General features: G+C 38.5%; 12 protein-coding genes. 11 read left to right on the forward strand and 1 reads right to left on the reverse strand.

Translation table 11 applies throughout. The annotated features are described in order from the left end of the window. Positions 1-3 precede the first annotated feature (3 nt). The 8 genes from accC (at position 4) to P9E47_RS12965 (ending at position 8,616) form a co-directional block, all read left to right on the forward strand. Complete coding sequence (gene accC, locus P9E47_RS12930) at positions 4-1,338, forward strand: acetyl-CoA carboxylase biotin carboxylase subunit (RefSeq protein WP_326163608.1); 1,335 nt, start codon at positions 4-6, stop codon at positions 1,336-1,338. A gap of 11 nt (positions 1,339-1,349) precedes the next feature. After that, a complete protein-coding gene (locus P9E47_RS12935) occupies positions 1,350-1,562 on the forward strand; it encodes an acetyl-CoA carboxylase biotin carboxyl carrier protein subunit (protein WP_003329586.1) in 213 nt (70 codons plus the stop codon). Then, positions 1,531-2,472, forward strand: coding sequence for a hydroxymethylglutaryl-CoA lyase (locus P9E47_RS12940; protein WP_326163609.1), 942 nt, complete (start codon positions 1,531-1,533; stop codon positions 2,470-2,472). The genes P9E47_RS12935 and P9E47_RS12940 overlap by 32 nt, the downstream gene beginning before the upstream one ends. 39 nt (positions 2,473-2,511) lie before the next feature. After that, positions 2,512-3,273: an enoyl-CoA hydratase gene (locus P9E47_RS12945; protein WP_326163702.1), complete on the forward strand. Its 762-nt coding sequence runs from the start codon at positions 2,512-2,514 to the stop codon at positions 3,271-3,273. Positions 3,274-3,275: 2 nt separating this feature from the next. After that, the gene (locus P9E47_RS12950; RefSeq protein WP_003329582.1) at positions 3,276-4,805 is read left to right on the forward strand and encodes an acyl-CoA carboxylase subunit beta; all 1,530 of its coding nucleotides are present in this window, start codon (positions 3,276-3,278) and stop codon (positions 4,803-4,805) included. 414 nt (positions 4,806-5,219) lie between these two features. Further along, positions 5,220-6,392, forward strand: coding sequence for a sulfite reductase subunit alpha (locus P9E47_RS12955; RefSeq protein WP_003329581.1), 1,173 nt, complete (start codon positions 5,220-5,222; stop codon positions 6,390-6,392). Positions 6,393-6,601: 209 nt separating this feature from the next. Next, positions 6,602-7,264 carry a GntR family transcriptional regulator gene (locus P9E47_RS12960; protein WP_003329580.1) on the forward strand — a complete coding sequence of 221 codons (663 nt, stop codon included), beginning with the start codon at positions 6,602-6,604 and terminating at the stop codon, positions 7,262-7,264. Between the two features lie 32 nt (positions 7,265-7,296). Beyond that, entirely contained in the window at positions 7,297-8,616 is a 1,320-nt protein-coding gene (locus P9E47_RS12965) for a uracil/xanthine transporter (RefSeq protein ID WP_003329579.1), read from the forward strand. A gap of 52 nt (positions 8,617-8,668) precedes the next feature. On the opposite strand, the gene P9E47_RS12970 is transcribed toward P9E47_RS12965, so the two are convergent. After that, positions 8,669-10,636, reverse strand: a complete 1,968-nt coding sequence (locus P9E47_RS12970; RefSeq protein WP_003329578.1) for an AMP-binding protein — start codon at positions 10,634-10,636, stop codon at positions 8,669-8,671. 245 nt (positions 10,637-10,881) lie between these two features. Between P9E47_RS12970 and P9E47_RS12975 the strand changes: the two genes are divergently transcribed. The 3 genes from P9E47_RS12975 to P9E47_RS12985 all read left to right on the forward strand — a co-directional run bounded on the left by P9E47_RS12975 (position 10,882) and on the right by P9E47_RS12985 (position 13,869). Then, positions 10,882-11,721 carry an aldo/keto reductase gene (locus P9E47_RS12975; protein WP_326163704.1) on the forward strand — a complete coding sequence of 280 codons (840 nt, stop codon included), beginning with the start codon at positions 10,882-10,884 and terminating at the stop codon, positions 11,719-11,721. A gap of 88 nt (positions 11,722-11,809) precedes the next feature. Then, on the forward strand, positions 11,810-12,481 hold the full coding sequence (locus P9E47_RS12980; RefSeq protein ID WP_003329576.1) for a response regulator transcription factor: 672 nt from the start codon (positions 11,810-11,812) through the stop codon (positions 12,479-12,481). Next, positions 12,478-13,869 (forward strand): HAMP domain-containing sensor histidine kinase, encoded by a 1,392-nt coding sequence (locus P9E47_RS12985; RefSeq protein ID WP_003329575.1) that lies wholly within the window; start codon positions 12,478-12,480, stop codon positions 13,867-13,869. Before P9E47_RS12980 ends, P9E47_RS12985 begins: the two co-directional genes overlap by 4 nt. The last annotated feature ends 25 nt before the right edge of the window (positions 13,870-13,894 follow it).

Consider the following 13,894-nt stretch of genomic DNA (forward strand, 5'->3'; position numbering starts at 1 on the left):
ACTATGTTTACAAAAATTTTGATTGCCAATCGTGGGGAGATTGCAGTACGTGTAATTCGTACATGCCAAAAACTAGGGATTCAAACAGTTGCCATATATTCTGAAGCAGATGCCGATGCACCGCACGTAAAAATGGCAGACGAAAGCTATTGCATTGGAAAGCCAAGAGTACATGAAAGCTATCTTCAAATAGAAAAAATAATCGAAATCGCTAAAGAAACAGGTGCTGAAGCGATTCATCCTGGGTATGGATTATTAAGTGAAAATGGAGCATTTGCAAGGAAATGTGTAGAGGCCGGCATTACGTTTATCGGTCCAACAGCGGAAGTCATTGAAAAAATGGGCAGTAAAGTTGCTTCAAGAATTACGATGATTGAAGCGGGGGTCCCTGTCGTTCCCGGTACGGAAGAGGCTTTGGCAGATGTTTCCGAAGCAATCCAGGTTGCTGAAAATATAGGTTATCCCGTCATGCTAAAAGCCAGTGCCGGCGGTGGCGGAATCGGCATGCAGGTTGTTTATAATAGTGAGGAATTAACGAAAGCCTATGAAGGAAACCAAAAAAGAGCGCAAATGTTTTTCGGAAATGGTGATATGTATATTGAAAAATATATCGGCAATCCACGTCATATCGAAATTCAGTTATTAGCCGATCAGGATGGAAATTGCGTCTATTTATGGGAACGTGAATGTTCGATTCAACGCCGTCATCAAAAGGTCGTTGAGGAAGCTCCATCTCCGTTCTTAGACGAAGAAACCCGTACTAAAATGGGTGAAACTGCGGTAAAAGCAGCGAAAGCGATTGGTTATCATAATGCTGGAACAATTGAATTTTTAGTCGATGAAGAAAAGAATTTTTACTTTTTAGAAATGAATACTAGGCTGCAGGTCGAGCATCCGGTGACCGAAGAAATTACAGGAACAGATTTAGTTGAAGAGCAGCTTCGAGTTGCTGCCGGTGAAAGGCTCCGCTTCGACCAATCAGAGATAAAGCGAGAAGGACATGCGATTGAAGTTCGTATCTACGCAGAAGATCCAAAATCATTCTTCCCGTCTCCAGGAACAATTACAAAATTGGAGTTGCCGGAGGGGGAGGGTGTACGTCATGAGTTGGCGGTTCATGGCTCATCAACTGTAACACCATTTTATGACCCGATGATCGCGAAATTAATTGTATCAGCCCCGTCGAGAGAGGAGACAATCGAACGATTAATCGAAGCTTTAGAAGATTACAATATTGAAGGAATTAAAACCAATATTCCGATGTTGCAACAAGTCATTACACATCAAGCATTTCAAGCTGGGGACACAACCACGCAATTCGTAGAAAAATATTTATAGGGGGAATTTACATGGCAATCATTCAAACAAATATGGCAGGAAGCGTTTGGAAAATATTAGTGAGCGAAGGTGACACGGTTACAGAAGGACAAGATGTGGTCATCTTAGAATCGATGAAAATGGAAATTCCAATAGCAGCGGAGGTAAGCGGTGTTGTAAAGGTAGTAAAAATCAATGAAGGCGATTTTGTAAATGAAGAAGATGAGCTCATTGTTGTTGAATAATATAAATCTTCCAAGTTCCGTAACTATTAAAGAAGTGGGCCCAAGGGACGGCTTACAAAATGAGAACCAATTTATTCAAACAGAGGATAAAATTCAATGGATTAATATGCTATCTGAAACGGGCTTATCCTATATCGAAATAACATCTTTTGTTAATCCGAAATGGATTCCACAACTTGCTGATGCACTACAAGTGGCAAAGTCAATCAACCGTTATAAAAATGTCACTTATGCGGCCCTCGTTCCTAATGAAAGAGGGCTCGAGGGTGCGCTTGAAGCAAATGTTGATGAGGTTGCCGTCTTTATGTCCGCTTCAGAGTCACATAATCTAAAAAATATTAATAAATCAATAAACGACACATTTCCAATCTTAAAACCGGTCATACAAGAAGCACTAGCGGCTGGGAAAACGGTACGAGGCTATGTGTCTACTGTTTTTGGATGTCCATATGAGGGTGCTGTCTCAGCAGATGCCGTCCTAACCGTGGCTGATGAATTGTTTACACTTGGCATCCAAGAACTTTCTCTTGGGGACACAATAGGTGTAGCCAATCCTAAACAGGTGGAAGAGGTCCTTCTAGAAGTACTGTCACGATTTCCCAAAGAAAGGTTAGCGATGCATTTTCACAATACAAGAGGGACTGCACTGGCCAATGTTCTCGTAGCTCTTAATCTAGGAATTTCTAATTTTGATAGTGCGCTTGGCGGACTCGGTGGATGTCCCTATGCCCCTGGCGCATCCGGTAATCTTGCAACAGATGATCTTCATTACATGCTTGAGAATATGGGGATTAAAACAGGGATTAATCGGGATCAACTCCTTGATGCAGCCCTATTTATAGAAGGCAAAATAGGAAAATTGCTCCCAAGCCACACGATGCAAACTGAACGAGGAAAAAATTGTACTTAGCGTAGAAAGGAGCGAACAATATTGACGGAAACGATCCTAATGGAACGGCAAAATAATATCGTCATCATTACCTTAAACCGACCAGAAGCTGCTAATGCTTTTTCAAAACAACTGCTTTTTGAACTCCAAGATATTCTTTCAGAAATTAAATATGATCCAATGATTCGGACCGTGATCATAACGGGTTCAGGTGAAAAAGTGTTCTGTGCAGGCGCAGATTTAAAGGAACGGTCCACGATGACTACAATTGAAGTCAAACAAACGGTCTCATTAATTCGCCAAGTCATTAATGACGTGGAGCAGCTGCCAATGCCAGTTATTGCAGCCATAAACGGTGCAGCATTGGGCGGCGGATTAGAACTTGCCCTAGCCTGTGATATCCGTGTTACCGCTGATACAGCAACGGTTGGATTAACGGAAACTTCGCTTGCGATAATCCCTGGTGCTGGTGGCACACAGCGTCTCCCACGTCTTATAGGGCTAGGAAAAGCGAAGGAACTCATTTACACGGCCCAAAGAATAAACTCCTACGAAGCCTTGGATATTGGTATTGTTGAATATGTCGTTCCGGCGGAGGAACTATTAAATAAAGCCAAAGCAATCGCAAACAGAATAGCTGAAAATGGCCCAATTGCAGTAGGTCAGGCAAAGCTTGCAATCAACAAAGGTATGGAAGTGGATTTGCAAACAGGCCTCCAAATCGAACAAATGGCCTATGCAATTACAATTCCAACAAAAGACCGTGTAGAAGGCTTAACCGCATTTAAAGAAAAGAGAAAACCAGAGTACAAAGGGGAATAGTCATGGATATAAAACAAACACTACAAGAACGCATGGAAAAAATAAAAAAAGGCGGGGCCCAAACGTACCACGAAAAAAATGCTGAAAAAGGAAAACTTTTTGTACGAGACCGACTTGAACTTTTGTTTGATGAAGGCATGAAAGTAGAAGATGCCTTTTTTGCCAATTGCTTAGATGATGGGCTTCCAGCTGATGGAGTGGTTACCGGAATTGGCAAAATTAATGGCAGAACTGTCTGTGTTATGGCTAACGATTCGACTGTGAAAGCGGGTTCCTGGGGCGCACGCACGGTTGAAAAGATTATCCGTATTCAAGAAACGGCTGAGAAGCTACAGGTTCCTATGCTTTATTTAGTTGATTCTGCTGGTGCCAGGATTACCGACCAAATTGAAATGTTCCCTGGCAGAAGAGGGGCTGGACGGATTTTTTATAATCAAGTAAAGCTTTCTGGGAAGGTTCCACAAATTTGTTTATTATTTGGCCCATCTGCAGCGGGTGGTGCTTATATTCCCGCTTTTTGCGATATTGTCGTAATGGTCGATGGCAATGCCTCCATGTATTTAGGTTCTCCTCGCATGGCTGAAATGGTGATTGGAGAAAAGGTGACCCTTGAAGAGATGGGGGGAGCGAAAATGCATTGCTCGGTCTCGGGGTGTGGTGACGTCCTTGTTAAATCGGAGGAAGAAGCCTTAGCTTTTGCGCGCCGTTATTTATCTTATTTTCCACAAAATTATAAGGAAAAACCAGATGTAGCTGAACCAATTTCACCTAAGCAATTCGAAAGATCGATTGCTGACATTATACCAGAAAATCAAAATGCACCATTTAATATGTACGATTTAATCGACAGGCTCATTGATGAAAATTCATTTTGTGAGATTAAGAAGCTGTTTGCAGCTGAACTGATCACTGGGTTCGCTAGAATGGACGGCCAATCGATTGGTATTATTGCTAACCAACCACGTGTAAAAGGTGGTGTGTTATTCCATGATTCTGCTGATAAAGCAGCTAAATTTATTACTTTGTGTGACGCCTACCACATACCGCTCTTGTTCCTGGCCGATATTCCCGGATTTATGATTGGAACAAAGGTAGAGCGTGCTGGAATTATTCGCCACGGAGCTAAAATGATTTCAGCTATGAGTGAAGCCACTGTTCCCAAAATATCTGTAATTGTAAGAAAAGCTTATGGGGCAGGACTATATGCCATGGCAGGCCCAGCTTTCGAGCCAGATTGCTGCTTGGCACTCCCTTCAGCTCAAATCGCTGTAATGGGACCAGAGGCCGCCGTTAACGCAGTTTACGCCAATAAAATTGCCTCTTTACCTGAGGAAGATCGTCCTGCTTTCATTCAGCAAAAACGGGAAGAATACAGGCAGGATATTGATATCTATCGTTTAGCATCGGAACTGATTATTGATGGTATTGTTGAACCGAATAATCTGCGTCAAGAGTTAGTAAACAGATTGGATGCATATTCCTCTAAATACCAAATGTTCACAGATCGAAAGCATGGAGTCTACCCGGTTTAAAATGGCATGACAATAATGGGGACATTGCTGAAAAAACGGTAATGTCCTTTCTTATTTCTTGTCCAAGAACCCCTTGAACATCTGCCTTATTTGCTCTATACTAACTTTGAAAAAGATAAAAATGGATTTCCATTTAACCGGCTTTAATACACAAATAATATGTTCAAATTAGAAATATATACGTAAGGGAATTTCTGGTTGGCAAGAAAGTTCAAATAAAACATATCAATTACTCAGTGGAATCCTGTTTATTTTTTTCAAGTAGCATTGACGATAGCATTTAAGAGAAAATTTACCTATATAATTCGATGTATTTTTTTTATGATTTTTTGAAAAAATATGTGAAAAAATATACATTTTATTTTCTCATTTCGTGCTATCCTTGCTTTATACAACTATGTGGGGGGAAGGATTATGCAAACTACAGTAGTAAAAAATGCAGACGACAAGAAAGTACCATTATATTCAAGAACAAATCCATTTCATGCGAAAGTTCTAAAGAATGTAAATTTAAATGGGACAGGTTCAAGTAAGGAAACTAGACATATCGAATTTTCATTGGAAGGATCAGGATTATCCTATGTCGCTGGTGATGCCCTCGGTATTATTCCTGCAAATGATCCTGAGCTTGTTAATGCACTACTTGAAGAAATGAGATGGGACGAGGAAGAACCTGTAATTGTTAATAAACAAGGGGAAACACTTCCACTGAAAGAAGCTTTAACAACACAGTTTGAAATTACTTTATTGTCAAGAAAGCTTTTACAAGGGGCTGCTGCCTTCACAGAAAATGAAGAATTACAAAAGCTTATTTCTGATGAAAATGCAGACCAACTGAAAGAATATGTTTATGGTCGTGATTTACTAGATATGTTGCGTGATTTCGGTCCTTGGACTGCTACTGCTCAAGATATCGTATCACTTTTAAGAAAGTTAACACCACGTCTATATTCAATTGCAAGCAGCTTTAATGCACATCCTGGTGAAGTTCATCTAACCATTGGTGCTGTACGTTATAATGCACATGGACGAGACCGCAAAGGTGTTTGTTCTGTACAGATTGCTGAACGTACTCAAGAAGGTGATACAATCCCAGTATTTGTTCAACCAAATAAACATTTCCATTTGCCTGAATCCCTAGAAACGGACGTTATTATGTGTGGACCAGGGACAGGCATCGCACCGTTCCGTTCATTTATTGAGGAACGTGCTGTTAATGGAACAACTGGTAGAACATGGTTATTCTTCGGAGACCAGCATGAAGCAACAGATTTTCTTTACAAAGATGAGTTAGAGAAATATCAACAAGATGGCGTATTAACAAAAGTAACGACTGCATTCTCTCGTGATACAGAGAAAAAGGTTTATGTACAAAATAGAATGCTTGAAAACGCTAAAGAATTATTTGCTTGGTTAGATAACGGAGCATCCTTCTATGTTTGTGGTGATAAAGCACGTATGGCTAAAGACGTTCATGAAGCGCTTATTACTGTTATCGAACAAGAAGGCGGCATGAGTCGTGAAGCAGCTGAAGTATATTTAGATGATATGGCTAAGCAAAAACGTTATTTACGTGACGTATATTAAAATTTACAGAAAGAGTGGCTTTATCTGCTGAATTAGCAGATAACAGCCGCTCTTTTTTATGTGAAAAAATGTATATTATTGAAATACTTTATATTTTTATTCTGAAAATTCAAACGAAGGTATTGAATTTCTATAATTTAGCTTATATTATAAAAGAACATAAGGTGTGATCACATATCACAATCGCAGATTGACTAGTGTAAAAAGAGGTGAGTAACATCGTCAAGGATCATAAACAAATCATAGTTGTTCCGACTCTTTCCGAGGAAGTGTATAAACATTTACGCGACAAAATTATTAAGGGTGAGTTTTCCCCTGGAGAAAAAGTATCCATAAGAAAAATTGCTGACATGTACGGGGTAAGTACGATGCCTGCAAGAGAGGCTTTAAAAAGGCTGCAGTCCGAAGGTTTCATTACTGCTGAAAGAAGAAGTACAGTTGTCAAACGGTTATCCTCAAAGGAATTAATTGAAATTTTCATGATTAGAAAAACACTGGAGAAGATGGCAATCGAATGGGCTTTTTCTAATATTGGAAAAATAGAGTTAACAGCACTTGAAAACAAAGTCAAAGAAATGGATCAGAAAGCAGATCCGTTAGAATGGAATGAACTAAATAAACAATTCCATTTTAAGCTATACTCCTATTCGTATTCTGCACCGTTACTTGAGCTTTTAGAAAAAACATGGGGACGGGTGGAGCCGTATATGAATATATATGCTTCTTCAACTCATCATTTAGAAGTATCGCAACAAGAACATTATAAAATAGTAGAAATACTAGCAAAAAAGGAAATTGACGGTTTAATCCAACTAACAATGGAACATATACAAAAAACATGTGACGTGATTTTGAGTGAATTCAAACGATAGGAAGACATCGATCAGGGGAAGGGAGAATTAGGGTGAACAATCAATTAAATACTTCAATCACATTATTAGCCGGTTTTCAATGGTTATTCTTTATGTTTGCCAATACCGTTGTTATACCCATCTCAATTGGCAGTGCATTTCAGTTAGAGCAAATTGAAATCATTTCTGCCCTACAAAGGTCCTTTATTTTTACAGGGATTGCTTGTATTCTGCAAGGGATGATTGGACATCGTTTATCCTTAATGGAAGGGCAATCCGGATTATGGTGGGGCGTAATTCTAAGTTTAGCTGCTTCTGCTAGCGCGTTACATTTAGATTTACAGACAATTGGCGGAAGCATTGCTGTTGGTGCAATCATTTCAGGGATACTTGTTGTAGCACTGGGGTTACTTGGGATAGGGGATCTTCTTAAAAAGTGGTTTACCCCTGCGGTGATGTTTGTTTTTTTGTTATTGCTTGCCAATCAGCTCATATTTATTTTTTTAAAAGGAATGCTTGGGTTAAATAGCGGTGATTACATCAATGTTAAAGTGGCCTGCTTTTCATTTGTTATTGCGGCTATAACCATTATCCTAAATGTCAAAGGGAAAGGTATTGTTAGCAATCTGTCTTTATTAATCGGAATGATCATTGGTTGGATCGGGGCCGTTTTTCTTTTGCCAAATGGGGAAGAAGCAAATTTAATTAAAACACTGCCATTCTTGAACTGGTTTCCATGGGGGGGACCTACAATCCAGTGGGGAATTGTGTTGACCGTCGTGATTACGGGATTACTTAACACCACCAATACAATTGCAACATTAAAGGGTGCCGAGGATATTTATGAAAAAGAAACAAAAGCAAAACAGTATAAATCTTCATTATTGCTTTCTGGAACGTTTACATCATTATCCGGGGCCTTAGGCTTGGTTCCCTATGCACCATATGCCTCTTCATTAGGCTTTTTGCAATCAACCGGAATCAAAGAAAGAGCCCCATTTTTCATTGGATCCGTGCTTTTTATTATATTAGGAGCCATTCCATCATTAAGTGCATTTTTCTCTACGATTCCGAACAGTGTAGGGAACACAATCCTTTTTGTAGCCTATTTACAGCTATTCAGGTCAGCTCTTAGAAATATTGAAAAATTGGAGTTTTCTCCAAAGACCATATACAAAATAGCTTTGCCAGCTTTACTAGGGATGACAATTATGAATCTCCCTTCAGAAGCCTTTGTTACCGTTCCGGAGTTAGTTCGACCATTGTTCTCCAATGGCTTATTGATGGGGATCATGCTGGCGTTACTAATGGAAGGAATTTATAATGTTAGCAATATTGGAAGTTTCAAAAAGTCAGTAAAAGAAGCTAGTTGATACTTAAACAAAAAATGCTGAAGAAATTATCTTCGGCATTTTTTGTTTATATCTATTTTTGTTTGTAATATTCCTTTCCCAATTCTCGGATTGCCTCAACAGTATGCGGATTTTCAAGTGATGAAAGATCGCCGGCATCTTTGTTTAAAAATCCGGCTTTGATGGCACGACGCATGACCTTGGCATTTCGTGTTTTTGGTAAATCATGAACAAAGAAAATTTCTTTTGGTTTTAAAGCTTTTCCGATCTTTTCGGCGACTAATTCCATGGCTTCGTTCTTAATTTTAACAGTATCTAAATCTTCTCCTTTTAGTACGGCAAAACAAATGGCAACTTCACCTTTAACATCATCAGGAACACCGATTGTACCGGCTTCAACTACATCAGGATGTTCAACTAAAATTGATTCTAGCTCTGCAGGACCCAACCGTTTTCCTGCAACGTTCAGAATATCATCTGAACGCCCCGTAATCGTATAAAATCCATCATCATCTTTTATGACCCAGTCACCATGGACCCACGTATTTGGCCAACGATCCCAATAGGATTTCTCGTACCGCTCAGGCTCATTCCAAAAACCATTTGTCATCCCAACCCATGGCTTTGAAATAACAAGTTCGCCAACTTCACCTATAACAGGATTGCCATTTTCATCGTAAACATGTACTTCCATTCCAGGAATAGGAGAGTTGAACGTAATTGGACCAATTGGTTTTACGAGAACATTCCCAAGAATACCTCCAGAAATTTCCGTACCTCCGGAATAATTGATAATTGGAATTCGTTTCATTCCAACCTTTTCAAATAACCACAGCCATGGTTCCGGGTTCCATGGTTCACCAGTTGAACCTATAGCATGGAGTTTTGAAAGATCATGTTTATGAGCCCATTCTTCGCCGTGTTTCATTAATGAACGGATAAGGGTAGGGGAAATACCCAAATGTGTTGCTCCATGCTTACTTGTTACTTCCCAAATTCGATCAGGATTTGGAAAATCGGGGGTTCCTTCAAATAATAGAATGCTAGCTCCATTTATTAATCCGCCATATACAAGGAATGGGCCCATCATCCACCCCATATCTGTGTACCAGAAAAGGGTATCTCCTTGTTTCACATCCATTGCTAGTCCCGCGTCAAAGGCAGCTTTTAATGGGAACCCTGTATGTGTGTGAACAGCACCTTTTGGTTTTCCGGTTGTACCAGAAGTGTAAAGCAACATAAGTGGTTCGTCACTTTCTAACTCCAAAGTTTTCACTCCATTTTTGTTTTGCCCTTTCTTGATAAGTTCCTCCCATGAGAGGTCACGACCAGCTTGCCATGGTATCTCATTATTCAATCGCTTCACAACAATAACCTTTTCAATCGAAGGCGACAGACCGACTGCCCGGTCTGCTTCATTTTTCATTGAAACCTGTTTTCCTCGACGAAGGAACCCGTCAGCTGTAATTAACATTTTTGCATTAGCAGCATTAATCCTAGTTGCAACTGCATCCGCTCCATAACCGGAAAAAGCAGGGGAAAAGATTGCGCCAATTTTGGCAATAGCCATCATTGCAATGACTGTTTCGGGAATCATTGGCATATAAATCGAAATAACATCTCCCTTTTGGATTCCCTCCACAAGTAAACCTTTTGCAGCTTTTACGATTTCTTCGTTTAGTTGTCCAAAACTATAGCGGATGACCTCACCATCATCACTTTCCCAAATGAGAGCAATTTGATCTCTTGTTTTTTCTGATTCGGCCCATTTTTCAACTGCATTGTAAACAACATTAGACTTGCCGCCACCAAACCATTTCGGCCACTTGATTCCGTCTGATAGATTTAAAGTGTTGGAGTATGGTTGATACCATTCAATTCCCAATGTTTTTACCGCCTCGTCCCAAAACCATTCAATATCTTGAATTGATTTTTCGTAAAATGCATCATAATCATCAAAGCCTAATTGTTTCATCCATTGAAAAAGTCTAGTTGATTCAATATAAGCGTTGTCAGGGAACCACACAGCATTGTTGGACATTCAAAGACCTCCTAAATTATAAGTAGCATTTATTATCAGAATATTCATAAACATACTTCTATATTACAATACAGAGTTAGGGATAGGAAGGGAAAATGAAAGAAAATATAAAGTTTTTGGTTTTTTATGCTATATAAAGATACAGGTCATTGACTAATAAAGCAATTTAGGTGTAAAAAAGAAAAATCTCGTGTATCATAATAAAGGAAAATTACGGATTAGAAAGGATGAGATATATGGATAATATGCTAAAAAGCTTACAAGATACAACAACTTTACATAATGGTGTAAAGATGCCTTGGTTTGGGTTGGGTGTTTTTAAAGTTAAAGAGGGTTCAGAGGTTATTGACGCAGTGAAGTCTGCCATTAAACATGGTTATAAAAGCATTGATACGGCAGCTATTTACCAAAATGAAGAAGGCGTAGGGCAGGCAATAAAGGAGTCCGGTGTCCCAAGAGAAGATTTATTTATAACGTCTAAGGTTTGGAATTCAGACCATGGGTATGATGCGGCCCTTCAAGCATTTGAAACAAGCTTAAACAAGCTTGGTCTCAATTATTTAGATTTATATTTAATCCACTGGCCTGGACAAAATAAAACGTATAAAGAAACTTGGAGAGCACTTGAAAAATTGTATAAAGACGGACGAGTTCGAGCAATCGGAGTCAGCAACTTCCATATACACCATTTGCAGGATTTAATAAGTGAAGCTGAGATCAAGCCAATGGTCAATCAAGTCGAGTATCATCCCCATTTAGCGCAAAAAGAGTTGCATGCTTTTTGTCAAGGAGAAGGGATTCAATTGGAAGCATGGTCACCATTAAAGCAAGGGCAATTATTAAGTGAGCCGACCATTAACGAAATCGCAGAAAAATATCAAAAGTCGCCTGCCCAAGTCATCCTACGTTGGGATTTACAAAATAAAGTTGTAACGATTCCAAAGTCAATTAAAGAGCAACGGATCATTGAAAATGCTAACATATTCAATTTTGAATTATCACCGGAGGATATGGAGAGAATGGATGGTTTAAATAAAGATGAGCGGGTTGGTTCAAACCCAGATGTAATGAATGTTGGATTTTAATTATTAGTTTATCTTCTAAGATTTCTATTGAAATAATAAATTTGTTTATAGAAACATTTCCACCTATCAATAGAAAATGAGGGGTACCATGAATATTTTAATCATTGAGGACGAAAAGAATATGTCCCGCTTTATCGAGTTGGAGCTAAAGCATGAAGGATATTCGTGTCAAACAGCCTATGATGGAAGAACAGGACTAGAGCTAGCACTAAATCATGATTTTGATGTCATTTTATTGGATTTAATGCTACCTTCTTTAAATGGTATAGAAGTATGTAGGCGAATAAGGGCAGTTAAAATGACCCCGATTATTATGTTAACCGCCCGTGATAATGTTTTAGATCGTGTATCAGGACTGGATAGTGGAGCAGATGATTATATAGCAAAGCCGTTTGCGATTGAAGAATTGCTTGCCAGAATACGTGCCGTAGGTAGACGAGCAGTCCGTGAAGTTCGGACGCCTATCATATTGAAATTTAAAGGTATCGAGATTGATACAGATGCACGGGCTGTTAAGCGCGGTGATCAAACAATTGAATTAACAAAAAGAGAGTATGATCTATTACTTATATTATTTCAAAATATCAATCGTGTGTTGACTAGAGATGTCCTACTCGAGAAAGTATGGGGTTATGAATCGTTTGCTGAGACAAATGTAGTTGATGTTTATATTCGCTACTTACGAAATAAAATTGATAATAAAAATGAAGAAAGTATAATCCAAACTGTACGTGGTGCTGGTTACATGATTCGGTCATGAAAACGCTTCTTTCTAGGTTTCCTATCAAATGGAGAATTACAATTTGGACTACGGTCATACTCTTTTTTCTATTTTCATTTTTCGCTGTTTTTCAATACTTTTTTGTAAAAAATTGGATCATGCATTACGAAAAAACAATCATTTCTGAAAAGATGCGGGAAGTTCAGGCCTATTTATCAGAGAATAAAGCAATAACTGAAAAGGGAATCATCAATAGCAAGCATTTTTTGGAGAATATTATTGAAAAAAACGAGTTTATTCAAATTGAGGATAAAGACGGAAAAATTATAGTAAGCCTCTCAAATGATCTTTCGACCGATGATTTACCTCATATCTCTAATCCTAATCAAATCACTTCTGTTAAGGATAAGTCAGACCATTACCTTATCTATAAGGCTGACATCGCAGACAGTAGTTTTAAAGGTACTGTAGAATTGATTAGAAGATTGGAGAATTACACACGATTATTTAAGTACATGTCGATTATGATGATTATTGCTGTTTTAGGGGCTATTTTATTAAGTAGTGCTGGTGGAATATTAATTGCCAATCAAATTCTAAAGCCAGTCAAAGCTTTGAGTTTGACCATACAAAAAATTAAAGCCAAGGGATTAAAAGAGCGTGTACCTGAACTTCATTCAAAGGATGAAATAGCGGAGTTATCACATATTTTCAATGGGATGATGGACGACCTTGAGATTTCTTTTAATAAGCAAAAAAGATTTGTAGAGGATGCTTCCCACGAACTTCGAACACCGATTTCTATACTTGAAGGTCATTTATCAATGCTTAAGCGGTGGGGTAAAAAGGATCACGAAATTCTTGAAGAATCAATTGCTGCTTCATTGTATGAGGTAAAGCGACTTAAAGATTTAGTTACTGATTTATTAGATTTAACACGGATCGAATCAACTAGAGCTTCAAAGGAGATATTCGATCCCATTCTCATTATTGAAAATGTCATTAAAAGCATTAACATTATTTATCCTAATTTTACATTCACTAAAAACTTTACCGAAGGATCAGATATCAGGTTATTCGGAGTGCGACGACAGTTTGAACAATTGATAGTCATAATTACAGATAATGCTATTAAATATTCAAAAGCAGTAGAAGAGATCAAGATAGTAACAGAAATCCAAAATCAACAATTGTTGATACATGTTATTGACTACGGGGAAGGAATACCAAATGAAGATTTACCGCATATATTTGACCGTTTTTATCGCGTAGATAAGGCTAGAAGTCGTGCCAATGGTGGAAATGGGCTAGGACTTTCAATTGCAAAGGAGATTGTTGAAAACCTTGATGGTACTATCACTGTCAAAAGTGAGCTGGGCCAAGGCACAATGGTGTCACTATGTTTTCCAATTGTAATTTTCTCATGAAAATCTAATCTTTTTTTAAGGTTCT

Origin of the sequence: Schinkia azotoformans (assembly GCF_035811335.1) — a bacterium.
Classification (GTDB): Bacteria; Bacillota; Bacilli; order Bacillales; family Bacillaceae_J; genus Schinkia; species Schinkia azotoformans.

What these genes read in the sequence shown, in the direction of transcription:
- P9E47_RS12970 (WP_003329578.1), bottom strand. Translation starts at nt 10,636, where the DNA reads ATGTCCAACAATGCTGTGTGGTTCCCTGACAACGCTTATATTGAATCA.
- P9E47_RS12950 (WP_003329582.1), top strand. Translation starts at nt 3,276, where the DNA reads ATGGATATAAAACAAACACTACAAGAACGCATGGAAAAAATAAAAAAA.
- P9E47_RS12940 (WP_326163609.1), top strand. Translation starts at nt 1,531, where the DNA reads ATGAAGAAGATGAGCTCATTGTTGTTGAATAATATAAATCTTCCAAGT.
- accC (WP_326163608.1), top strand. Translation starts at nt 4, where the DNA reads ATGTTTACAAAAATTTTGATTGCCAATCGTGGGGAGATTGCAGTACGT.
- P9E47_RS12985 (WP_003329575.1), top strand. Translation starts at nt 12,478, where the DNA reads ATGAAAACGCTTCTTTCTAGGTTTCCTATCAAATGGAGAATTACAATT.
- P9E47_RS12945 (WP_326163702.1), top strand. Translation starts at nt 2,512, where the DNA reads ATGGAACGGCAAAATAATATCGTCATCATTACCTTAAACCGACCAGAA.
- P9E47_RS12935 (WP_003329586.1), top strand. Translation starts at nt 1,350, where the DNA reads ATGGCAATCATTCAAACAAATATGGCAGGAAGCGTTTGGAAAATATTA.
- P9E47_RS12975 (WP_326163704.1), top strand. Translation starts at nt 10,882, where the DNA reads ATGCTAAAAAGCTTACAAGATACAACAACTTTACATAATGGTGTAAAG.
- P9E47_RS12980 (WP_003329576.1), top strand. Translation starts at nt 11,810, where the DNA reads ATGAATATTTTAATCATTGAGGACGAAAAGAATATGTCCCGCTTTATC.
- P9E47_RS12955 (WP_003329581.1), top strand. Translation starts at nt 5,220, where the DNA reads ATGCAAACTACAGTAGTAAAAAATGCAGACGACAAGAAAGTACCATTA.